Origin of the sequence: Micromonospora sp. NPDC000089 (assembly GCF_042899365.1) — a bacterium.
Taxonomy (GTDB): Bacteria; Actinomycetota; Actinomycetes; order Mycobacteriales; family Micromonosporaceae; genus Micromonospora.
The window spans coordinates 303,851-323,835 of the sequence record NZ_JBIAZT010000003.1 but is presented as its reverse complement, the minus strand read 5'-3'; the positions used below and the strand labels follow the sequence as shown (position 1 = coordinate 323,835).

At 73.9% G+C, this 19,985-nt stretch carries 25 protein-coding genes and 1 riboswitch; of the genes, 21 read left to right on the top strand and 4 right to left on the bottom strand.

Features of this window, described 5'->3' with window-relative positions; all coding sequences use genetic code 11:
- Positions 1 to 26: 26 nt before the first annotated feature.
- Positions 27 to 719, bottom strand: a complete 693-nt coding sequence (locus ACFY3U_RS08160) for a prepilin peptidase (protein WP_387196860.1) — start codon at positions 717 to 719, stop codon at positions 27 to 29.
- Between the two features lie 523 nt (positions 720 to 1,242).
- Between ACFY3U_RS08160 and ACFY3U_RS08155 the strand changes: the two genes are divergently transcribed.
- From ACFY3U_RS08155 to ACFY3U_RS08100, 12 genes are read left to right on the top strand one after another with little or no spacing between them, the layout of a single operon-like run.
- On the top strand, positions 1,243 to 1,806 hold the full coding sequence (locus ACFY3U_RS08155; RefSeq protein WP_387196857.1) for a hypothetical protein: 564 nt from the start codon (positions 1,243 to 1,245) through the stop codon (positions 1,804 to 1,806).
- A complete protein-coding gene (locus tag ACFY3U_RS08150) occupies positions 1,800 to 2,768 on the top strand; it encodes a hypothetical protein (RefSeq protein WP_387196855.1) in 969 nt (322 codons plus the stop codon). The genes ACFY3U_RS08155 and ACFY3U_RS08150 overlap by 7 nt, the downstream gene beginning before the upstream one ends.
- On the top strand, positions 2,765 to 3,415 hold the full coding sequence (locus tag ACFY3U_RS08145) for an SAF domain-containing protein (RefSeq protein ID WP_387196852.1): 651 nt from the start codon (positions 2,765 to 2,767) through the stop codon (positions 3,413 to 3,415). Before ACFY3U_RS08150 ends, ACFY3U_RS08145 begins: the two co-directional genes overlap by 4 nt.
- 2 nt (positions 3,416 to 3,417) lie before the next feature.
- Positions 3,418 to 4,218, top strand: coding sequence for a ParA family protein (locus ACFY3U_RS08140; protein WP_387196849.1), 801 nt, complete (start codon positions 3,418 to 3,420; stop codon positions 4,216 to 4,218).
- Positions 4,208 to 5,749, top strand: coding sequence for a CpaF family protein (locus ACFY3U_RS08135; protein ID WP_387196846.1), 1,542 nt, complete (start codon positions 4,208 to 4,210; stop codon positions 5,747 to 5,749). The genes ACFY3U_RS08140 and ACFY3U_RS08135 overlap by 11 nt, the downstream gene beginning before the upstream one ends.
- Positions 5,701 to 6,642, top strand: coding sequence for a type II secretion system F family protein (locus ACFY3U_RS08130; RefSeq protein WP_387197628.1), 942 nt, complete (start codon positions 5,701 to 5,703; stop codon positions 6,640 to 6,642). The genes ACFY3U_RS08135 and ACFY3U_RS08130 overlap by 49 nt, the downstream gene beginning before the upstream one ends.
- Complete coding sequence (locus ACFY3U_RS08125; protein WP_387197625.1) at positions 6,642 to 7,499, top strand: type II secretion system F family protein; 858 nt, start codon at positions 6,642 to 6,644, stop codon at positions 7,497 to 7,499. The genes ACFY3U_RS08130 and ACFY3U_RS08125 overlap by 1 nt, the downstream gene beginning before the upstream one ends.
- A 27-nt stretch (positions 7,500 to 7,526) precedes the next feature.
- Positions 7,527 to 7,718 carry a hypothetical protein gene (locus ACFY3U_RS08120; RefSeq protein WP_387196843.1) on the top strand — a complete coding sequence of 64 codons (192 nt, stop codon included), beginning with the start codon at positions 7,527 to 7,529 and terminating at the stop codon, positions 7,716 to 7,718.
- A 35-nt stretch (positions 7,719 to 7,753) separates the two neighbouring features.
- Positions 7,754 to 8,206 (top strand): TadE/TadG family type IV pilus assembly protein, encoded by a 453-nt coding sequence (locus ACFY3U_RS08115; RefSeq protein WP_387197621.1) that lies wholly within the window; start codon positions 7,754 to 7,756, stop codon positions 8,204 to 8,206.
- The gene (locus tag ACFY3U_RS08110; protein ID WP_387196840.1) at positions 8,203 to 8,670 is read left to right on the top strand and encodes a TadE/TadG family type IV pilus assembly protein; all 468 of its coding nucleotides are present in this window, start codon (positions 8,203 to 8,205) and stop codon (positions 8,668 to 8,670) included. Before ACFY3U_RS08115 ends, ACFY3U_RS08110 begins: the two co-directional genes overlap by 4 nt.
- A complete protein-coding gene (locus tag ACFY3U_RS08105; RefSeq protein ID WP_387196837.1) occupies positions 8,667 to 9,098 on the top strand; it encodes a hypothetical protein in 432 nt (143 codons plus the stop codon). The genes ACFY3U_RS08110 and ACFY3U_RS08105 overlap by 4 nt, the downstream gene beginning before the upstream one ends.
- Positions 9,099 to 9,113: 15 nt before the next feature.
- Complete coding sequence (locus ACFY3U_RS08100) at positions 9,114 to 10,406, top strand: LysM peptidoglycan-binding domain-containing protein (RefSeq protein WP_387196834.1); 1,293 nt, start codon at positions 9,114 to 9,116, stop codon at positions 10,404 to 10,406.
- Positions 10,407 to 10,513: 107 nt separating this feature from the next.
- On the opposite strand, the gene ACFY3U_RS08095 is transcribed toward ACFY3U_RS08100, so the two are convergent.
- Complete coding sequence (locus ACFY3U_RS08095) at positions 10,514 to 11,365, bottom strand: Rieske 2Fe-2S domain-containing protein (RefSeq protein ID WP_387196831.1); 852 nt, start codon at positions 11,363 to 11,365, stop codon at positions 10,514 to 10,516.
- A 211-nt stretch (positions 11,366 to 11,576) separates the two neighbouring features.
- Here ACFY3U_RS08095 and ACFY3U_RS08090 point away from each other — a divergent pair, with 211 nt between their 5' ends.
- The 6 genes from ACFY3U_RS08090 (at position 11,577) to ACFY3U_RS08065 (ending at position 17,712) form a co-directional block, all read left to right on the top strand.
- Complete coding sequence (locus ACFY3U_RS08090; RefSeq protein ID WP_387196829.1) at positions 11,577 to 11,894, top strand: PadR family transcriptional regulator; 318 nt, start codon at positions 11,577 to 11,579, stop codon at positions 11,892 to 11,894.
- 233 nt (positions 11,895 to 12,127) lie between these two features.
- Positions 12,128 to 12,502 carry a hypothetical protein gene (locus ACFY3U_RS08085; protein ID WP_387196826.1) on the top strand — a complete coding sequence of 125 codons (375 nt, stop codon included), beginning with the start codon at positions 12,128 to 12,130 and terminating at the stop codon, positions 12,500 to 12,502.
- Positions 12,503 to 12,519: 17 nt separating this feature from the next.
- Positions 12,520 to 12,741 (top strand): hypothetical protein, encoded by a 222-nt coding sequence (locus tag ACFY3U_RS08080; protein WP_387196823.1) that lies wholly within the window; start codon positions 12,520 to 12,522, stop codon positions 12,739 to 12,741.
- Positions 12,742 to 12,855: 114 nt separating this feature from the next.
- Positions 12,856 to 13,064, top strand: a riboswitch (cobalamin riboswitch).
- Between the two features lie 193 nt (positions 13,065 to 13,257).
- A complete protein-coding gene (locus tag ACFY3U_RS08075) occupies positions 13,258 to 15,639 on the top strand; it encodes a ribonucleoside-diphosphate reductase subunit alpha (RefSeq protein WP_387197618.1) in 2,382 nt (793 codons plus the stop codon).
- Between the two features lie 20 nt (positions 15,640 to 15,659).
- Positions 15,660 to 16,637: a ribonucleotide-diphosphate reductase subunit beta gene (locus ACFY3U_RS08070; protein WP_387196820.1), complete on the top strand. Its 978-nt coding sequence runs from the start codon at positions 15,660 to 15,662 to the stop codon at positions 16,635 to 16,637.
- 13 nt (positions 16,638 to 16,650) lie between these two features.
- The gene (locus ACFY3U_RS08065) at positions 16,651 to 17,712 is read left to right on the top strand and encodes a DNA glycosylase AlkZ-like family protein (protein ID WP_387196817.1); all 1,062 of its coding nucleotides are present in this window, start codon (positions 16,651 to 16,653) and stop codon (positions 17,710 to 17,712) included.
- A 370-nt stretch (positions 17,713 to 18,082) separates the two neighbouring features.
- Here ACFY3U_RS08065 and ACFY3U_RS08060 read toward each other — a convergent pair whose 3' ends face one another.
- Complete coding sequence (locus ACFY3U_RS08060) at positions 18,083 to 18,331, bottom strand: flavin reductase (RefSeq protein ID WP_387196813.1); 249 nt, start codon at positions 18,329 to 18,331, stop codon at positions 18,083 to 18,085.
- The gene (locus tag ACFY3U_RS08055) at positions 18,328 to 18,531 is read right to left on the bottom strand and encodes a hypothetical protein (RefSeq protein WP_387196810.1); all 204 of its coding nucleotides are present in this window, start codon (positions 18,529 to 18,531) and stop codon (positions 18,328 to 18,330) included. The genes ACFY3U_RS08060 and ACFY3U_RS08055 overlap by 4 nt, the downstream gene beginning before the upstream one ends.
- A 191-nt stretch (positions 18,532 to 18,722) precedes the next feature.
- On the opposite strand from ACFY3U_RS08055, the gene ACFY3U_RS08050 reads away from it, so the two are divergent.
- The 3 genes from ACFY3U_RS08050 to ACFY3U_RS08040 are packed head-to-tail and all read left to right on the top strand — an operon-like array spanning position 18,723 to position 19,910.
- Positions 18,723 to 19,490 carry a DUF5753 domain-containing protein gene (locus ACFY3U_RS08050; RefSeq protein WP_387196807.1) on the top strand — a complete coding sequence of 256 codons (768 nt, stop codon included), beginning with the start codon at positions 18,723 to 18,725 and terminating at the stop codon, positions 19,488 to 19,490.
- The gene (locus ACFY3U_RS08045; protein ID WP_387196804.1) at positions 19,481 to 19,672 is read left to right on the top strand and encodes a DUF397 domain-containing protein; all 192 of its coding nucleotides are present in this window, start codon (positions 19,481 to 19,483) and stop codon (positions 19,670 to 19,672) included. Before ACFY3U_RS08050 ends, ACFY3U_RS08045 begins: the two co-directional genes overlap by 10 nt.
- Before the next feature lie 40 nt (positions 19,673 to 19,712).
- Positions 19,713 to 19,910 carry a DUF397 domain-containing protein gene (locus tag ACFY3U_RS08040; RefSeq protein WP_387196801.1) on the top strand — a complete coding sequence of 66 codons (198 nt, stop codon included), beginning with the start codon at positions 19,713 to 19,715 and terminating at the stop codon, positions 19,908 to 19,910.
- The last annotated feature ends 75 nt before the right edge of the window (positions 19,911 to 19,985 follow it).

Below are 19,985 nucleotides of genomic sequence, written 5' to 3'. Positions count from 1 at the left end.
CCGCTGTGAACTCGCTGAGTCGTCGGTCAGCCGGCCAGCAGCAGCGCGCCGACGGTGCCGACGATCAGGAACGGGCCGAACGGCAGGTGACTCGACCACCGGGCCCGACGGGCCGCCAGCAGCGCCAGGCTGACCACCGCCGACAGGGTGAAGGTGAGCACCAGGCCGGCCGCCAGCACCGGCCAGCCGTACCAGCCGAGCAGCGCGCCCGCGCCGAGCGCCAGCTTCGCGTCGCCGAGGCCGAAGCCGCACGAGCCGAGCAGCACGGTGGTGGTTGCGAACGCCAGGCCGAGACCGGCGCCCGCCACCACCGCCCGCAACCAGGGCCCGCCGCCGGGGCCGGTCAGCGCGGCCACCCCGAGCAGCGCGGCCACGCCCGCCGCGGCCGGCAGGGTCAGCCGGTCCGGCAGCCGGCGCACGGCCAGGTCCACCCAGAGCAGCGGGACCGCCCAGCCCAGCCACCACGCCAGCGCCGCCCGCTCGGCGAGGCCGCCGTCGACGGCGACCAGCACCGCCAGGGCGGCGAGCAGGGTCAGCTCGACGCCGCCCGGCGGCGCGCCGATCCGGGCCCGGCAGCCCGGGCACCGACCGGCCGGGCCGGGCCACCGGGCGAGCGGCGCCCCGCAGCCGGCACAGCCGGTCCGCGGCGGCGACCCCGGGGGTACGGCGTACCGCGCCACCGCGCGCCGCAGCACCGGGGCCAGGGCGAGGGCCGACACGGAGCGTGAGGTGAGCCACGGCTCGGTGTGACGCCCAGGCGACGATCCGGTGTCCACGGCGTTCGCCCCGGTCGACGCGGCGGTGCCGGCGGGCGACGCGGTGGGGGCCGTGCCGGCCGGGGGACGGATCGGACGAGGCCCATCGACGGACCCCATAACCCCGGGCCACGGTGCCGGCGCGGACGACCCGACGGCACGATCGCCGGCCGGCGCCGTCCGATCGGGCCACCCCGGTCGCACCGGCGCCCCGGACGCCACCTCGCCCATGCCCCTCACCCACCGTCAGTCACTCAGAGTGTTCGATTCAATTGCCTCTGTTGTATCGGCGGACGTCAGCCTATGCTCGCCCCTTGGGTACGACGCAACCCCGGCCAGTAACCGTCGACCCGACCGAGACACCTCTCGCAAGATTCCGCACAGGTAGGTGCGACAGCAGGAATCCCGGCCAGCAGCACCGGTTCCGGGCGCGCTGCCGCATGCCCGGAAGCCGCCGCAGGCGGCGCCGGGGCGTACCGAGGAGGGCATGGCGTTGCGCACAGGGCAGCACCGGCGCTGGACAACCTGCCTGGTCATCGTGGTCGGCGCGACCGCCGGCTGCGGTGGCGCCCCGGACACCGTCGGCCCGGCCGTGGGCCGGGCCGACGCCACCCCGACCACCCCCAGTGCCGCCGAACGGGCCGCTGAGCAGGCGGCGCTCGCCGCGTACGCCGGCTACCTGGACGCCTCCCGCGAGGCGAACCGCACCAGCGACCCGCGGCACCCCGCGCTCACCCGCTACCTCGCCGACCCCCTGCTGACCCGGGTGCGGGTGGCGATCGGCGACGCCCGCCGGCACGGCGCGGTACGCACCGGCACGCTGCGCTCGGCGCCCACGGTCACCGCGGTCAGCCTGGACGCCAACCCGCAGACGGTGGAGATCCAGGACTGCCTGGACGCCACCGGCTACCGCCTCGTCTACGCGCGGGACAAGCGGGTGGTGCCCGGCTCCACCGGCAGGCGCTACCTGGCCACCGCCACCGCCACCCGGTACCCGGACGGCCGCTGGCTGATCAACACCGGCGCCGCGCACCAGGACCAGCCGTGCTGACCTGGGGAGGAGGGCGCGCCCCGGCCTGGCCGACCCGGGCCGGGACGCCCCGCCGGCTGCTCGCCGGGGCGCTGTTGGCGCTGCTCGTGGTCGCCGTCGCGCCGCCCGTCGCGTACGCCGGCGGCCCCGGCGGCAACTGCCCGCCCGGCCAGGACGACTGCAGCGTCTGGGACGACGACCCGGGCATCCCGGGCGACCCCGGCGGCGGAGGCGGCCCGGATGGCGGAGGCGGCCCCGGTGACTCCGGCGGCGGGGGCACCACCGCGAAGTGCCAGTGGAACGGCGCGCCGCTGCCCTGCTACAACGAGTTCCTCGGCTGGTTCAACAACGGCGACGGCTGCTACTACAAGCTGGAGGAGCCGCAGCCGGCGGGCACGCCCGAGGGCAAGCAGTGGTACCTGGTCACCTGCAACGGCGGCAACCTGGGCGACCAGCGCGAGGAGCTGCGGGACGCCCCGCCGCCCGGGTTCGGCGCCCCGCCCGACCCGGAGGAGCTGGCCCGGCGCGCCTTCGCCAAGCTCACCCTGCGGGCGCCGCGCGCGTCGGTCGCGCCCCGCCGCCGCGAGGGTGCCGGCCTGGTGGGCCTGCCGGTCTGGATGTGGGCCAGCCCGGGGCCGGAGTACTTCGGCCCGCAGAGCGCGGACGCCTCGGACCGGGGGCTGACCGTGACGATCACCGCCAAGGTCGACCGGATCCTCTGGAACATGGGCAACGGCGACAAGAAGTCCTGCCCCGGCGCGGGCACCCCGTACTCCGCCACCGGGCGGCGCGCCGGGAAGACCTCGCCCACCTGCGGCTACGACACCGGCTACACCAAGGCCGGCAGTTACCGGATCAGCGCCACCACGTACTGGTCGGTGCACTGGACCTCCAGCGGCGGCGACAGCGGCGACATCCCGCAGACCCGGACCAGCAACGCGGTACCGATCGACATCGACGAGCTACAGGTGGTGGCACGGTGAGCCTGGCAACCCGTAACGGAACCCCGGTCGACGCGCCGGTCGCGCCGCCGAAGGTGCTGCGGCAACGGCGTACCCGCCCCGGCCTGCTCGGGCTGGCGGTGCTGCTGATCGCGCTGGGCGGCCTGGGCGCCGCGTTCGCGGTCACCTCGGTCAAGGCCACCGGCAGCTACCTGGCGCTGGCCCGCCCGGTCGAGGTGGGCCGGCAGCTCTCCGCCGACGACCTGGTCAGCGTGCAGGTCTCCGGCGGGCAGGGGCTCTCCCCGGTGCCGGCCCGGCGGTTGAACGAGGTGGTCGGCAAGCGGGCCGCCGTCTCGCTGACCGAGGGCACCCTGCTGAGCTTGAACCAGCTCACCGACGCGCCGCTGCTGGTCAAGGGGCAGCAGCAGATCGCGCTGGGCCTGGAGCCGGCCAAGGTGCCCGCCCGCAAGCTGCACCCCGGCGACAAGGTGCTGCTGATCAGCACCCCCGACAAGGACGCGGAGAGCCAGGCGCCGGGCACCCGGTTCACCGGCACGGTGATCGACACCGCCACCCCGGAGAACGACGACGTGGTGGTCTACCTGGCGCTGCCCGTCCGGGACGTACCGGCCGTGGTGGTGCTGGCCGCGCAGGACCGGATCGCCCTCGTGCTGGCCGAGGCGGCCTGAGCATGGCGATCATCGCGCTGGTCTCGGCCAAGGGCTCGCCCGGCGTCACCACCACCGCGCTGGCCTGCGCGCTGAGCTGGCACCGCCGGCTGGTGCTGGCCGAGTGTGACCCGTCCGGCGGGACGATCCTCGCCGGTTACCTGGGCGGCGCCCTGGACGGGCCGCGGGGCATCGGTGAGCTGGCCGTCGGCGAGCTGCGCGACGGCAGCCTGGAGTCGTCGTTCTGGTCCCAGCTGGTCGACCTGGACGCGCCCCGACGGGAGCGGCTGCTGCTGCCCGGCGTGGTCGACCCGGTGCAGGCCGGCAGCGTCGCCCCGCTCTGGCAGCGGTTCGCCGACTACTTCGGCGCGCTGGAGCGCGGTCGCCCGCCGTACGACGTGATCGTCGACTGTGGGCGGCTGCAGGTGCCCGGTCCACCGTGGCCGGTGCTGCGGGCCGCGGCGGTGGTGCTGCTGGTCACCCGCGCGCAGCTGCCCGACCTGTCGGCCACCCGGTCGACCATTCGGGCGATCGAGCGGGACTTCACCGAGCACCGGGTGCCGCCGGGCACGTTGCGGCTGCTGGTGGTCGGCGACGGCCACGGCCGGGGTGAGATCGGCAAGGCGCTGGGGGTGCCGGTGATCGCGAAACTGCCCGAGGACCGGCGTACCGCCGAGGTGCTCAGCCTGGGCGGCACGGTGAAGACCGGTCGGCCGCTGATGCGCGCGGCCGGCGGCCTGGAGGTGCCGGTCGGCGCGCTGCTGGAGCGCCGCCGGGCCCGGCTGGCCTGGCCCGCGCAGCAGGGGGTGCCCGGTGCGGTTTGAGCCGGTGCACACCGACCCGCGCGGCCAGCAGCCCGGCGCGACCTCCACCGCGCCGCCGCTGCCGCCGTCGCCCAACGGCCGGCACCACCAGCCGCCGCGCCCCTCCCTGCCGGCCGCGCCACCGGCCCCGCCGGCCCGGCCGCGGGCGGACTTCGCGGTGGTCCGCGAGCTGCGCCGGGAGCTGAGCGAACGGCTCACCCAGTGGCAGCGTGGCCGGGAGTTCGACGCGAACGCCGAGGAGGTCGAGCGGGCCCGACTGGCCGTCCAGGTCGTCTCCGGTTACGCCGACTCCCGTCGCCGCGCCGGCACCCCGTTCACCGCCGACGAGGAACGCGTCCTGCTCGACCAGGTGACCGCCGAGCTGGTCGGCCTGGGCCGGCTGCAGACGCTGCTGGTCGACGACACCATCGAGGAGGTGCACATCCTCGGCTGCGACCAGGTGCGGATCACCCGGCACGGCGGCGGCGTCGACTGGGCCGAGCCGATCGCCGACAGCGACGAGGAGCTGGTGGACATCCTCCAGGCGGCGGCCCGCCGGGCCGGCGCCACCGAGCGTTCGCTGTCCACCTCGAAGCCGACGCTGGATCTGCAACTGCCCGACGGCAGCCGGCTCGCCGCGGTGTTCCTGGTCAGCCACCGCCCGTACGCGGTGATCCGCAAGCACAACACGCTCGAGGTCAGCCTGGAGGACATCGCCGGCAGCCGCCCCGACCTGGACGAGATGATCGACCCGCTGCTGCGCGACTTCCTCCGCGCCTCGATGCGGGCCGGGCTGAACATCATGGTCGCCGGGCTGGCCGGGGCCGGAAAGACCACCGTCATCCGGGCGCTGATGGACGAGATCCCGCCGGACGAGCCGTACGTCCTGCTGGAGGAGAGCCGGGAGCTGCTGCCGGCCCGCCGCGGGCACCGGCACCGGGCGGTGATGAGCTTCGAGTCCCGGGAGGGGCACGGCGAGCGCGGCATGGACGGGCGGCCGGCCGGCGAGGTGAGCATCGCCGACCTGATCCCGGTGTCGCTGCGGATGGGCGTGCTGCGGATCATCGTCGGCGAGGTGCGGTCCCGGGAGATCGTGCCGATGCTCCAGGCGATGACCACCAGCCGCGGGTCGATGTGCACGATCCACGCCCGCACCCCGGCCGGGGTGAGCGAGCGGATCATCGAGCTGGCGCTGGCCCACGGCCGGGAGATGACCGTCGACCAGGCCCGCCGGATGGCCGGCAACGCGCTGGACCTGATCGTCTACGTGACCGTCGAGGACGAGACCGCGATCGGCGGGCGCAAGCACCGGTTCGTCTCCCAGGTCGAGGAGGTGGTCGGCGTCGGCGAGGGCAACCGGATGATCACCACCACCGTCTTCGGCCCCGGCCCGGACGGCCGGGCGATCCCCCGGCACCTGCCGGAACGGGTCCGCACCCAGCTGCTGCGGGTGGGCTATGACGCCCGGCTGCTCACCCGGTTCATCGACGCGGGCGCGGGCGCCTGGCGGCGGCCCCTGCACAGCCGGCTGGCCCCGGCGGTGCGCCGATGAGCGAGATCGAGCTGGTCGCGATGGTGTCCGGGGCGGCCTGCGTGGCCGGTCTGGTGCTGGCCGTGGTGGCGCTGGTCGGCACCACCGCGCCGCCGACCGCCCGCCCCGGCGCCGGGCGGGGGCTGAGCCGGCTCTGGCTCGGCTCTGGCACCGGCGCCGAGCGGCGCACCCACCAGCTGCGGCTGGTGGTGGCGCTGGTCGCCGGGGCGCTGGCGTTCCTGTTCACCGGCCTGCCGGTGGTGGGCCTGATCGTGGCGGCGGCGGTGCCCGGGGTGCCGTGGCTGTTCGCCGTCGGCAGGGCCGAGGAGCGGGCCATCGCCCGGATCGAGGCGGTCGGCGAGTGGACCCGGCGGCTCAAGGACGTCTCCTCCACCGGCCAGGGCCTGCAACAGTCGATCATCGGCACCATCGCCACCGTCCCGGACGAGATCCAGGAGGAGGTACGGCTGCTCGCCGCCCGCCTCCAGGCCGGCTGGACGGCCCGGGCCGCGCTGCTGGCCTTCGCCGACGAGATCGGCGACCCGGTCTGCGACCAGGTGGTGGCAGCGCTGATCCTGCACCTGAGCGACCGCGGGGAACGCCTCGGCGACGTGCTCGGCTCGATCGCCGCGGCCGCCGCCGCCGAGGTGGCGACCCGACGCGAGGTGGAGGCGAAGCGGACCCAACCCCGCTTCGCGGTCCGCTTCCTCACCGGGATGACCCTGGCCGTGCTGGCGTACGGGCTGCTCAACCGGGACTACGTCCAGCCGTACGGCAGCCTCTTCGGGCAGCTGGTGATGGCGTTGCTCGGCACCGCCTTCGTCGTGCTGCTGGTCTGGGTGCGCTCGATGAGCCAGCCCCCGCCGCCGGCCCGCTTCCTGCCCCCGCCCGACCCGGCGGAGGTGATCGCGTGATCGGCAACTGGCAGCTGACCGTCGCCGTGGTCGGCGGGGCCGCGGTGGGGCTCGGCCTGTTCCTGGTGGTCCGCGAGGCGCTGCCGGCGTCCCCGGCGCTCGGCCCCGCCCTGCAACGGCTGCACCAGCCGCCGGGCACCGTGGCCGTCTCCCGGCGGCTGGACTGGCTGGGCGGCTTCTCCCGCTGGCTGAGCCCGCCGCACCGGCAACTCGCCCTGATCGACCGGACCCCGGAGCAGTACGCCTGGTCGATCCTGCTCTCCGCGCTGGTCGGGCTGGCCACCCCGGCCGTGCTGGGGGCGCTGCTGTTCCTGGCCGGCTCGCCGCTGCCGGTGGTCGTCCCGGTGCTGGGCAGTCTCGGTCTGGCGCTGGTCAGCGCGCTGCTCGCGCACCGGTCGATGCTGGCCAAGGCGGACGCCGCCCGGGAGGAGTTCCGCCAGGCGGTCTGCACCTACCTGGACCTGGTGGCGCTGCAGCTGTCGGCCGCGCACGGGCCGGTGCAGTCGCTGGAGCGGGCTGCCGCCGTCTGCGACGGCTGGGTCTTCGACCGGATCCGCGAGGCGCTGCGGATCGCCCAGATGCAGATGCACTCCCCCTGGGACGAGCTGCAGGAGCTGGCCGACCGGATCGGCATCGTCGAGCTCGGCGACGTCGGCGCGATCATGCGTTCGTCCGGCAGTGAAGGCGCCCAGGTGCACGAGACCCTGCGCAGCCGCGCCGACTCGCTGCGCGACCAGATCCGCACCGACAACCTGGCCCGCGCCGAGGGGGTGACCAGCCGGCTGGACATTCCCGGCGCGCTGCTGGTCTTCGTCCTGCTCGGCTTCGTCCTCTATCCGTTCGTCGCCCGACTCTGATGCACCCCGCCCGAGAAGGAGACCCCCGTGAACGTCGTCACGTTCCTCTATGTCGCCATGCTGGCGCGCCTGTCCGACCTGCGCCGCGAGACCGACCGGGGCGACAGCCCGGTGCCGACCGCGGTGATCATCGCCGGTCTGGTGGCGGCCGGGGTCGCGGTCACGGCCCTGGTCATGACCAAGGCCGAGACCTGGATGAACGCCATCCCCGACAAGTGAGCCGTACCCGTCGGGCCGTCGACCCCACGGGCCGGGTGGTCCCGACCGCCCGGCCCGGGGGCCCGCCCGGCCGGCCCTTCGCCCGCGCCCTGCGGGCCGTCCGCCGACGCCTCACCACCGGGGGTACGGACCGGGGCGCGAATCCGGTCGAGCTGGCGGTGGTGATGCCGGCGGTGCTGGTGCTGCTCTTCGCCTCCGTCCAGGTGGCCAGCTGGTTCGTGGCCCGCTCCACCGCGCTGAACGCCGCGCAGAGCGGGGTGAACGCGCAGCGGGTGCTGGAGGCGCCGAGCGGTGCCGGCGAGGCCCGCGCCGCGAAGTTCCTCGGCGCCGCCGGGGGCTGGCTGGTCGGCGCCAGTTCGTCCTGTGTGGATGGTGGCACCGAGGTGACCTGCACGGTCACCGGGCACTCCCTGTCGGTCATCCCGGGGGTCAGCTTCGCCGTCCGGCAGACCGCGCACGGCACCGCCGAACGGTGGGTCGGGCCGTGAGCCGGCGCGACCGGGGATCGGTCTCGGTGGAGGTGGCCGTGCTGGCCCCGGCGTTCATCGTGCTGATCCTGCTGGCCGGGGTGGCCGGCCGGGTCGCGGTGGCCGACGAGGCGGTGGAGGCCGCCGCGCACGACGCCGCCCGGGCCGCCTCGATCTCCCGTAACGCCCCGACGGCCGACGCGGCCGCCCGGAACGCCGCCCGCCGACAGCTCGACTGGCGGGGACTAAACTGCGCCGGCCCGCCGGAGGTGGCCGTCTGGGGGTCCACCCGGGCGGCGCGGAAGGTCAGCCTCGCCGACGCGTACGACCCGAACCTGCTCGGCGAGCCGGTGAGCATCTGGGTGCGGGTGCGCTGCACCGTGTCGCTGCGGGACCTGCGCTTCCCCGGCCTGTCCACGGCGGGCACGAGGCGCGTCGAGGCCACCTTCGCCTCCCCGCTGGACGCCTACCGGAGCCGGGGATGACCGCCCGGCGGCCGCGCGACGAGGGACGGATCAGCCTGTTCCTGGCCGTCGCCATGCTCGGCGTGCTGACCATCATCGGCGTCGCGTACGACGGGGCCGGCCAGCTGCGCAGCCTGCAACGCGCCGACGACCTGGCCGCCGAGGCGGCCCGCAGCGGCGGCCAGATGATCGACCGGAAGGCCGCCATCGAGGGCCGCCCCAAGGTGATCGACGAGCGGGCCGCCCGCTCGGCCGTCGCGCAGTACCTCGACGGGAACGACGACGTCTCCGGCTACCGGGTGGACTTCCCCGTGGTGGCCGGCGAGAAGCAGATCCAGGTCCGGGTGACCGTCGTGCACCGCCGGCAGATGGTCGGCCTGTTCGGCATGAGCCGCACCGTCACCGTCTCGGGCGAGGCCACCGCCCGGGCGCTCACCGACCGACCGTAGGAAGGGAAGGCCGCCATGACCGCTTCGCGGGGCACCGCCACCCGGCGGGCCGGGCAGTTGCTCACCGGCTTCGGCTCGCTGGTCGTACTGGTCGCGTTGGTGGCGGGGGCGCCGGTGGCGCTGCTCGCCTTCGCCGGCAATCCGCTGCCGGATCACCTGCCCACGCTGGCCGAGGTGGGCAGCACGCTGACCAGCCGGGACGACGGCCAGCTCTTCCTGCGCGCGCTGGCGGTGGTCGGCTGGTTCGGCTGGGCGACGTTCGCCTTCTCGGTGCTGGTGGAGCTGGGCGCCCAGGTGGCGCGGCGACCGGCGCCCCGGCTGCCCGGGATGAGCCGGCAGCAGCGGGCGGCGGCGGCGCTGGTTGGCTCGGTCGCGCTGATCATCGCGGCCAGCCCCGCGGCGAGCGCCGCGGCGGCGATGTCCCAGCCCGCCACCACCGGCCCGTACGCCACCGCCGCCGGCACCGACCTGGTGGCCCAGCCGGTGCTGGCCACCGCGCCCGGGCTGACCGGCCAGCAGGAGCATTCGCCCGCCGACGCCCCCGCCTACCGGGTGGCGAGGGGTGACTACCTGGGCGAGGTGGCCGAGCGGTACCTGGACGACTTCGACCGCTATCCCGAGGTGGCCCGGCTGAACCAGCTGCGCGACGCCGACCGGATCCGCCCCGGCCAGCTGATCAAGCTGCCGGCGGAGGCCACGGACTCCGGCGCCCGTCGGCACGCCGCCGGACGGCTGGTGACGCCCGCGCCGCGCAAGCCGTCCCCCGGCCCGACCGCGCCCGGCCGGTCCTCGGCCACCCCCGACGAGCACGCCGGCTCCCCCGCGGACGAGGGCTCGGGCCGGCCTACGCCGCAGCCGTCGGCGCCCGGCTCGGTGACGCCCGGCGCCCGTACGCCCGGCCCGGCGACGTCCCGGGCGGCCGATCCGACGCCCACGCCGGGCCACAAGGTCGGGCCGCGGGCACCGCAGACCGCCCGGCCGCAGACCGCGCAGCCGCCGGCACAGCGGCCGGCGGGAGCGCCACCGGCGATGGCCGCCGGGGCCGCCCGGGCCACCGAGGACGACGGGATCAACCGGCCGCTGGCGGTCTCCGCGGTGCTCGCGGTGGCCAGCATCATCGGCGCGCAGATCGGCGCGGTGCTCGGGCTGCGCCGCCGACCCGCCCGGGTCACCGCCGGCCGCACCTCGGCCGCCCGCACGCTGGCCGCCCGGCAGTCGGGCGGCATGGCGTCCGGGGCGCGCAGCGCCGCCGCCCGGCGGGCGTCGGCCGCCCGGGACCTGATGAGCGGCCGCCACCGCAGAGGCTGACCGGCACGTCCGGTCAGCTGCCGGCGGTGGCGTCCCTGCCGCGGACGCTACGAACCTGATGACGTGAACGAATCGGCTGCGGCGCGAAGGGTAGGACCGTACTCGGGTCAGGGGAGCTTGGTCTGCAGGACGCCGTCGGCCACCCGGGTCGGCAGCAGCTGCTGATCGGTGGCGGCCGGCCCCTGCACGACCTCGCCGTTGTCGAGCCGGAACGCCGAGCCGTGCCAGGGGCACACCACGCAGGCATGCCCGCCGATCTGCTCCACGTCGCCCTCGCCGAGCGGGCCGCTCTGGTGCGGGCAGCGCTCCAGCATCACGGTGACCTCGTCGCCGCGCCGGTAGACGAGCACCGACACGCCGTCCACCTCGCGGGTGACCGGCTTGCGGTCGGGCAGCGCGGCCAGGTCGCCCAGGGCCTGCCACTCGTCGCCGATCAGGTGCAGCTCGGAGATGCTCTGGCTGACCTGCGCGCCCTGCTTGTACGCCAGGTGCCCGCCCAGGTACGCCCCGGCGCTCGCCGCGCCCAGCCCGAGGTACGCCAGCATCCGCCCGCGACCGTGCCGGCCGGAGAGCCGGGCGGCCAGCGACCCGGCGTAGAGCGCCAGCCCGATGGTGTTGGCGGCGGCGTGCACCAGCCCGACCCGGCGCTGGTCCCGGGCGAGCGCCGCCCAGTCGTTGAGTCCCGCCACGGCGGCCGGTACGGCGCTGACCGTGCCGAGCGCGACCAGCGCCGTGGCGGCGCGGCGCTGCCCCGGCAGCAGATCGACCACGGCGGCGCTGAGCCAGGCACCCACCGGCACCTGCACCATCGCCGGGTGCAGCGGGTGGCCCAGCCAGACGCCGTGCAGCAGGTCGCGGACCTTCTGCGGGCGCAGGGCGGCCTCGACGGCGCGCTGCAGCGTGTCGCCGACACTGTCCAGCGCGGTGGTCTGCTCGAGTTTGGTCATCAGCTCTCGCACGTTGTCGGACTTCCCGGCAGCAGCGGCGGCAAACCGGGCGGCAGGTGTGAATCCACCGTACGGGTGACGCCAGTGTCGGGTGGTGCAGCCAGGACCGGACGACCGGCAGTGCCGCCGACTTCCGTCCCGAACCGGAGGTAGATGCCTGATCTGGGCATAGCCTTTCTCTACCTAGCCTTGGTAGATTTCAAGCATGCCTACCGAGGTCCGCATGACCTTGCCCACCCAACTCGTGCTGCGAGCTTTTCTCGATCAACCTGAGCGGGAGTTCTACGGGTTGGAGTTGTGCACCGCCGCCGGCCTCGCCAGTGGCACGGTCCATCCGATCCTGGCCCGGCTGGAACGCCAGGGTTGGGTGTGCTCCCGCTGGGAGCAGCTCGACCCGCGCGAGGCGGGCCGGCCGCGCCGTCGCTACTACTCGATGACTCCTGACGGGGCGGAGAAAGCGCACCGCGCCCTCGTCCGGGCCTCCTCCTCGGTGCATCGACTGAAGACCCTGCGCCCGGGGCTGGCCGGAGGACCTGCGTGAACAGGCCACAAAGCGACGAGCCCGCAACCCCGGCAACGGGTGCCGAGCCCGCGATGGAGTCCACCGACGAGGTAATGGTCCGAGTGCTGGAAGGGCTCCGACGGTCTGCCGGAGCGACCACCCCGCTTCCACGACCCCGATCACACCTCGCTCGTGACCCGCTGCCGCGACGGACACTCGACGGCAACGTGCTTCGACGGCCGTCCCGGGCCGAGCAGGAATCGTCACTGCGGGTGTCGCGCGATGCGGCCGCCATCGCCGTCAACACCCGTCGCTACTTCGTGGGTAGGAGGGCCCGACAGGCGCAGGTGCGGGCAGCTCACCCATCGGCCGCGGACTCGGCGGCCGGTCCGCCGACCACCACTCGGATCGAGGCGGCGGCACACCCGGCGCGGGAACGCTGGAGGCCTGCGGCGGGCCGCATCATCACCGTGGCCCTGCGGTTCGTACCGGCAGTCGAACGACCCCGTTACGGCGAGGAGTTCCGCGCCGAGCTGGCGCAGCTCCAGGGGCCGAACCAGGTGGCCTACGCCGTCAGGCTGCTGCTCTCCGCCCCTGCACTACGGCGCAGCCTCCGCGAGGACCCACTGACGGAGGGGGGCGAATGACGGTGGCCGTTCGCAGGTTGAGCGCGTTCGCCGCCGGCGGCGGCGTGGCCTCCGCGATCGCCGTGACCGGCTGGCCCGCCGTCGTGCTCCTCCTTGCCGCCGGTGGCCTGACGGCGGCCCTGCTCGGCTGGGTCATCAACGATCGTGAGCGCCCGAAACGACTCGCGCTGCTCATCCGCGCCGTCCGACAGGACCCACCCGCCGGCCGCGCGGCCCACCGCCGCCCCTCCGGGCGATGACGGGCCGCCCACCCGAACCGCTCCCCTTTGCGCCGACACGCCCACAGCATCTGGTGTGCTGGCTTTTCATTAGCCACTACATCTAGGATCACTTTCACTGCTGGTGTGACACGTACGTGTCCGCCAGGCTCCGGCGCCCGCCAGGCGTCGGGCCGAACAGGGAACCCGGTGCGAATCCGGGGCTGCCCCGCAGCGGTGAGCGGGAACGACCGCCGTCAACCAAGCACTGGGCCCGACGGGGCCCGGGAAGCGACGGCTAGTAGGCAAGCGCGACATGCGCCGGCCCGCGAGTCCGAAGACCTGCCAGCAGGGCGCACCTCGACCGGGTGCGCCGCACCACCTCGAGGCCTCGTGGGAGGGCTGTCGAGCCGTACGGGCACCGCCGGCACACTGACCGGCGGGGTTCCGGCGTGCCGTCGTGCCCACCCACGGTCCACACCGACCACGGGAGAGCACGTGACGGCGTCACCCATCCTCGCCGCGAGCGAGACACCAGCCGAGAGAACCCTCGACGACCTGCGGGAGCTGCTGCACCGGCACCACCGCGACCTGCCCGACACCGACCCGGAGCGGATCCTCGCGCTCGTCGGGTCGGGGCGTACCGCCCGGGCGGACCACGCGGAGCTGGCCGAGCTGGCCGTCGCGGCGGCGGCCGGGCTGATCGCCGAGGAGCCCGCGTACGCCGCGCTGGCCGCCCGGCTGCTCGCCGGGCGGATCGCCCACGAGACGGCCGCACAGGGCATCGTGACGTTCAGCGACAGCGTCGCCGGGGCGTACGCGCGGGGGTTGCTGGACCCGGGCTTCGCCGGCTTCGTGGCGACGAACGCCGCCGCCCTCGACGGCCTGATCGACCACGCGCACGACGACGCGTTCGAGTACTTCGGGTTGAAGACGGTCCGGGACCGGTACCTGCTGCGCCACCCGGAGACCCGGGCGGTGCTGGAGCGGCCGCAGCACTTCTGGCTGCGGGTGGCGACCGGGCTGTCCGACACGGTCGACGAGGCCGCCGCCCTGTACGCGTCGATGGCCCGGCTGGCCTACCTGCCCAGCTCACCGACGCTGTTCAACGCCGGCGCCCGGCACCAGCAGCTCTCCTCGTGCTTCCTGGTCGACTCGCCGAAGGACGAGCTGGAGTCGATCTACGAGCGCTACACCCAGGTGGCGAAGCTGTCGAAGTTCGCCGGCGGGATCGGCATCTCGTTCAGCCGGGTGCGCTCGCGCGGCTCGTTGATCCGGGGCACCAACGGCCGGTCCAACGGCATCGTGCCCTGGCTGCGCACCCTGGACGCCAGCGTGGCGGCGGTCAACCAGGGCGGTCGGCGCAAGGGCGCGGCCGCCGTCTACCTGGACACCTGGCACGCCGACATCGAGGAGTTCCTGGAGCTCAAGGACAACACCGGGGACGAGGCCCGGCGCACCCACAACCTGAACCTGGCCAACTGGGTGCCGGACGAGTTCATGCGCCGGGTCGAGGCGGACGCCGACTGGTCGCTCTTCGACCCGAAGGAGGTGCCGGAGCTGGTCGACCTGTGGGGCGACGCGTTCGACGCCGCATACCGGGTGGCGGAGGCCGCCGGCAGGGCCGTGCGCACCCTGCCGGCCCGCACGTTGTACGCCCGGATGATGCGCACCCTGGCACAGACCGGCAACGGCTGGCTGACCTTCGCCGACGCGGCGAACCGCACCTGCAACCAGGTGGGCAACGGCGGCGGCGTGGTGCACCACTCCAACCTGTGCACCGAGATCCTGGAGGTGACCAGCGACGACGAGACGGCGGTCTGCACCCTCGGCTCGATCAACCTGGCCGCGCACCTGCTGCCGGAAAGCGCGGCCCCGGGGTCCGTCGGGGGCGGGGGCGGGAGGGGCGCCGCCGGGATCGACTTCACCACGCTGGGCGCGACGGTACGGCTGGCCGTGGGCGCGCTGGACCGGGCGATCGACCGCAACTGGTTCCCGACCGAGCAGGCGGCCACCGCGCACCGGCGCTGGCGACCGCTGGGGCTGGGCGTGATGGGGCTGGCCGACGTGTTCGCCGCGCTGCGGCTGCCGTTCGACTCGCCGGAGGCGCTGGCGCTGTCCACCCGGATCGCCGAGGAGATCGCACTGGCCGCGTACGACGCGTCGGCCGACCTGGCCGCGGCGCGCGGGGCGCATCCGGCGTACCCGCTGACCCGGGCGGCCGGCGGGGTGCTGCACCCGGACCACTGGCCGGACGCCCGGCCGACCCGCCCCGAGGCGTGGGCGGCGGTACGCGCCAAGATCGGCCGGTACGGGCTGCGCAACTCGCTGCTGGTGGCGATCGCCCCGACGGCCACCATCGCCTCGATCGCCGGCTGCGCCGAGTGCGTCGAGCCGCTGGTCTCGAACGTCTTCAAGCGCGAGACGCTGTCCGGCGAGTTCCTCCAGGTCAACCGGCACCTGGTGGCCGACCTGAAGCGGCTGGGCCGGTGGACGCCGCAGACCCGGGACGCGCTCAAGCGGGCGGACGGCTCGGTGCAGGAGCTGGACCTGCCGGCGGAGCTGAAGTCGTTGCACCGCACCGCCTGGGAGCTGCCGCAGAAGGCGCTGATCGACCTGGCCGCCGCCCGGGCGCCGTACGTGGACCAGTCGCAGTCGCTGAACCTGTTCCAGGCCAGCCCGACAATCGGCCGGCTCTCCTCGATGTACGCGTACGCCTGGCGCTCCGGCCTGAAGACCACGTACTACCTGCGCTCCCGCCCGGCCACCCGGATCGCCCAGACCACGGTCGCCGCGGCGACTCCGGACGCCGCCCCGGTCCCGGCGGCCCGGCGGGCGACCGGCCCGGGACCCGCCCTGGTCACCCTGTCCGTGGCGAGCGACGGCGAGGCGGTCGCCTGCTCGCTGGAGAACCCCGAGATCTGCGAGGCCTGCCAGTGACGACGCTGCTCGATCCCGGCATGGATCTGACCCTGCGACCGATGCGGTACCCGGAGTTCTACGAGCGGTTCCGGGCCGCCATCCGCAACACCTGGACGGTGGAGGAGGTGGACCTGGCCTCTGACGTACCCGATCTGGCGACCCTGTCGGACGGCGAGCGGCACCTGGTGCACCGCCTGGTGGCGTTCTTCGCCACCGGCGACTCGATCGTGGCGAACAACCTGGTGCTCAACCTGTACCAGCACGTCAACGCCCCGGAGGCCCGGCTGTACCTGTCCCGCCAGCTGTACGAGGAGGCGGTGCACGTCCAGTTCTACCTGACCCTGCTGGACACCTACCTGCCCGACCACGACGAGCGGGTGAAGGCGTTCGCGGCGGTGGAGCACATCCCGTCGATCCGGGACAAGGCGGAGTTCTGCTTCCGCTGGATCGACTCGATCGGCTCGCTGCACCAACTGGAGACCCGGGGGCAGCGACGGAATTTCCTGCTCAACCTGATCTGCTTCGCCGCCTGCGTGGAGGGGCTGTTCTTCTACGGCGCGTTCGCGTACGTCTACTGGTTGCGCTCCCGTGGGCTGCTCTCCGGGCTGGCCACCGGCACCAACTGGGTATTCCGCGACGAGTCGATGCACATGGAGTTCGCCTTCTCGGTGGTGGACACCGTCCGGGCCGAGGAGCCGTCGCTGTTCGACGACGAGATGGCCGACCAGGTACGCGCCATGCTCGACGAGGCGGTGACCGCCGAGCTGGCGTTCGCCCGGGACCTGTGCGGGGACGGCCTGCCGGGGATGAACACCGCCGACATGCGCCGCTACCTGGAGTACGTCGCGGACGCGCGGCTCGCCCGGCTCGGCCTTCCCCCGGCGTACAGGTCGAGCAACCCGTTCCCGTTCATGGAGCTGCAGGACGTGCAGGAGCTGACCAACTTCTTCGAGCGACGGGTGTCGGCGTACCAGGTCGCGGTGGGTGGGGAGGTCAGCCTGGACGACGAGTTCTGACTAGCCTCGGGGCATGCGGACCCATCGGCTCGATCGCGGTGCGGCCCGGCGGATCGCCGTCCGGGCCCAACTGCTCGACGCCCGTCGCCCGGCGGACCTGGCGACGGTGCTGGACCGGCTGACCTTCCTGCAGCTCGACCCGACGGCGGCGGTGGCGCCCAGCGCCGACCTGGTGGCCTGGTCCCGCCTCGGCGCCGGCCACCGCCCGGCGCACCTGCTGGACGCGATCGGGAAGCACCGGACGGCGTTCGAGCACCGCGCGCTGATCCGCCCGATGGCGGACCTCGGTCTGCACCTGGCCGAGATGGCCGAGTTGCCGGACGACGCGCGCCGCCGGCAGTGGCTGGTGGCGAACGAGCCGTTCCGTCGGGACGTACTCGCGCGGTTGCGGGACGCGGGGCCGCTGCTGTCCCGGGACGTGCCGGACACCAGCGTGGTCGCCTGGCCCTCGACGGGCTGGACGAACAACCGCAACGTCACGCAGATGCTGGAGCTGCTGGCGGCCCGCGGCGAGATCGCCATCTCCGGCCGGTCCGGCCGGCAGCGGTTGTGGGACCTCGCCGAGCGGGTCTTTCCCGCCGACACCGTCGTGGTGCCGCTGGCCGAGGCCCGCCGGCGACGCGACGAGCGGTGGCTGCGCGCGCTGGGTGTGGCCCGCCCGTCCGCCGTCGGCGACGCCGGCGAGCCGGCGACGATCGAGGGTACGCGGGGCGAGTGGCGGGTCGACCCGACCGCGCTCGACCAGCCGTTCGCCGGGCGTACCGCCCTGTTGTCGCCGTTCGACCGGCTGATCCACGACCGCAAGCGCGCCCTGGAGCTGTGGGACTTCGACTACAAACTCGAGATGTACGTCCCCAAGGCCAAGCGACAGTGGGGGTACTTCGCCCTGCCGGTGCTGCACCACGACCGACTGGTCGGCAAGGTCGACGCCACCGCCGATCGCAAGGCGTCGGTGCTCCGGGTGGACGCGATCCACCGGGACGTGCCGTTCACCCCGGAGATGACCGCCGCCGTCGACGCCGAGTTGGCGGCGCTGGCGTCCTGGCTGGGCCTGGAGAAGATCGCCGTACGCTGAGCCGGCCGCGGGCCGGCGCCCACGCCCGGCGCGGTCCGCGACGCCTCTTCGCACGCCGTTCCGGCAGCCGCCGGACGCTCCACCGCACGCTACGAACTTGATGTCGTGGGCGAATCAGGGCGTCGGCTGCCGGCAGCCGAAGGCGGTGCCGGCGCACGCTACGAACTTGATGTCGTGGACGAATCAGGGCGCGGCTGCCGGCGGCCGGGGATGGTGCCGGCGTGCCCTTTGGAGCTGATGTCGTAAACGAATCGGCGGGCGCGGGCCCACGCGAGGAAGCGGTCGGTCAGCCGCTCCGGCGCCACCTGCCCGTTGAGCTGGGCCAACTGCGCGCCGACCTCGCCATCAGGGCGCTGATGTCGTAAACGAATCAGCGGGCGCGGGCCCAGGTGAGGAAGCGGTCGGTCAGCCGCTCCGGCGCCACCTGCCCGTTGAGCTGGGCCAACTGCGCGCCGGCCTCGGCCATCAGGGTGCTCAGGTGGACCAGCAGCGCGGTCCGGTCCTCCCGGTACTCCACCAGCAGCGCCAACCGGGCCGGCTGGCAGGGCCACTCCGCGCCGCAGCCCCGGCACCGCCACAGTGGACGCATCGGCAGGTGCGGCCGGGTGACCCGGCTCACCGCGTACCCCCGTTGCGGCGCCAGCCGCCGGCCCGCCAGCGCTGCGCGGGCGTCAGGTTGCCGGCCCGGCCGGGGGTCGAGGTCGGGTAGACGGCGGTCGGCCGGTCCGACCAGGCCGGCCGGTCGTTCAGCGGTGTTCGCTGCCGTGGGACGAGGGTCGTGGGGGCGGGCTCGCGGTGGCGCCAGAACCGGATTCGCACGTGGGCTCCCTTCGCTCGGGTGGAGGGGGCCGCCCCGGCGGCGGGACGGCCCCGTGCTGACGCGGTCGCCGGGCTCTGCACCTCCACCGACCGCGCCGTATCTGCAGACCACCCTCGCGGCTAGCGACAGGACAAACACACAGCGTTAAGATATGGCGCGTCGGTGTCGAGGACGTCCACTGAGGAGCGGAATGAATCACTGCCTGATCGCGGCTATGACGGAGGCGGGGGAGACTGCGGACTCCCTCGCAGGCCAGATCGGGGTCGACCCCAAGACAGCCCAGCGTTGGGTAAACCCGGGACGGGTCCCGCAACCCCGCCATCGTTCACAGGTAGCGGCGATCTTGCAGAGGGACGTAAAGGACCTATGGCCGGACATCCTCAAGCGGCGTGAACCGGCATGGTTCCGTCAGTGGGCCGACATCGAACGAGAGGCGGTTGCACTCCGGGCGTTTCAACTCGCCTGGGTCCCCGGGCTCTTACAGACCGACGCCTACGCCCGTGCCACACTTGCGAACGAGGCGCTCACCTCACACGAGGTCGAGGAACTTGTCGCCGGCCGGCTGGAGCGGCAGGCTCTTCTTCATCGGGAGCGACCGCCCTTGCTGGTTGCTGTCATCGACGAGTCGGTTCTCCGTCGGACGGCCGATGGTAACAGCGGATTGATGCGTGAACAGTGCGCTCATCTGCTCGCCTGCGCCGATCTTCCCTCGGTTCAGATCCACATCGTCCCTGCTACCACCGGCATCTACTCGGGGCTTGGAGGACCCTTCACCATCGCCGAACTGAGCGGCGGCGGCAGGGTGGCGCACGTCGACAGTCAGGTGCAGGCTCAGATCCTGGACCAAGCGACGGACGTTGCTACCCTTGATCTGCGGTGGGAACGGATACGGGGTGAGGCCCTGCCTCGCGCCAACTCTCTCGATCTGCTCCGGGAAGCGACACAATCATGGGCCTGACGAACGCTCGCTGGCGCAAGAGCAGCAAGAGCGGCAACAACGGTGGCGACTGCGTCGAGGTCGCTGACAACCTTCCCGGCTTGGTTGCCGTGCGGGATTCGAAGAACCCGGACGGTCCAACGCTTACCTTCACCCCCGCCACTTGGCACGCTTTCGTATCTCAGCCCCCGTCGCGTCGCTGAATCACGGGCCAGGCGGCCTGCCTCGGTAGGGAGAGTCGACATGGACACCAGCAACGCGCGCTGGCGCAAGAGCACCCGCAGCAGCGGCAACGGCGGCGACTGTGTCGAGGTCGCCGACAGCCTGCCCGGCGTCGTCGCCGTCCGCGACTCCAAGGACCCGGCCGGCCCCGCGCTCACCTTCACCCCCACTGCCTGGCGCGCCTTCGCATCCCAGCCCCCGACCCGCGCCCGAGCCTGAATCGTTTACGACATTAGGTCCATAGCGTCTCCACATCCCACCGGCGGCCGACCGCCCGAGCGCCACGAGCGACCG

What these genes read in the sequence shown, in the direction of transcription:
- ACFY3U_RS08155 (WP_387196857.1), top strand. Translation starts at nt 1,243, where the DNA reads ATGGCGTTGCGCACAGGGCAGCACCGGCGCTGGACAACCTGCCTGGTC.
- ACFY3U_RS08140 (WP_387196849.1), top strand. Translation starts at nt 3,418, where the DNA reads ATGGCGATCATCGCGCTGGTCTCGGCCAAGGGCTCGCCCGGCGTCACC.
- ACFY3U_RS08105 (WP_387196837.1), top strand. Translation starts at nt 8,667, where the DNA reads ATGACCGCCCGGCGGCCGCGCGACGAGGGACGGATCAGCCTGTTCCTG.
- ACFY3U_RS08100 (WP_387196834.1), top strand. Translation starts at nt 9,114, where the DNA reads ATGACCGCTTCGCGGGGCACCGCCACCCGGCGGGCCGGGCAGTTGCTC.
- ACFY3U_RS08090 (WP_387196829.1), top strand. Translation starts at nt 11,577, where the DNA reads ATGACCTTGCCCACCCAACTCGTGCTGCGAGCTTTTCTCGATCAACCT.
- ACFY3U_RS08070 (WP_387196820.1), top strand. Translation starts at nt 15,660, where the DNA reads ATGGATCTGACCCTGCGACCGATGCGGTACCCGGAGTTCTACGAGCGG.
- ACFY3U_RS08065 (WP_387196817.1), top strand. Translation starts at nt 16,651, where the DNA reads ATGCGGACCCATCGGCTCGATCGCGGTGCGGCCCGGCGGATCGCCGTC.
- ACFY3U_RS08050 (WP_387196807.1), top strand. Translation starts at nt 18,723, where the DNA reads ATGAATCACTGCCTGATCGCGGCTATGACGGAGGCGGGGGAGACTGCG.
- ACFY3U_RS08045 (WP_387196804.1), top strand. Translation starts at nt 19,481, where the DNA reads ATGGGCCTGACGAACGCTCGCTGGCGCAAGAGCAGCAAGAGCGGCAAC.
- ACFY3U_RS08040 (WP_387196801.1), top strand. Translation starts at nt 19,713, where the DNA reads ATGGACACCAGCAACGCGCGCTGGCGCAAGAGCACCCGCAGCAGCGGC.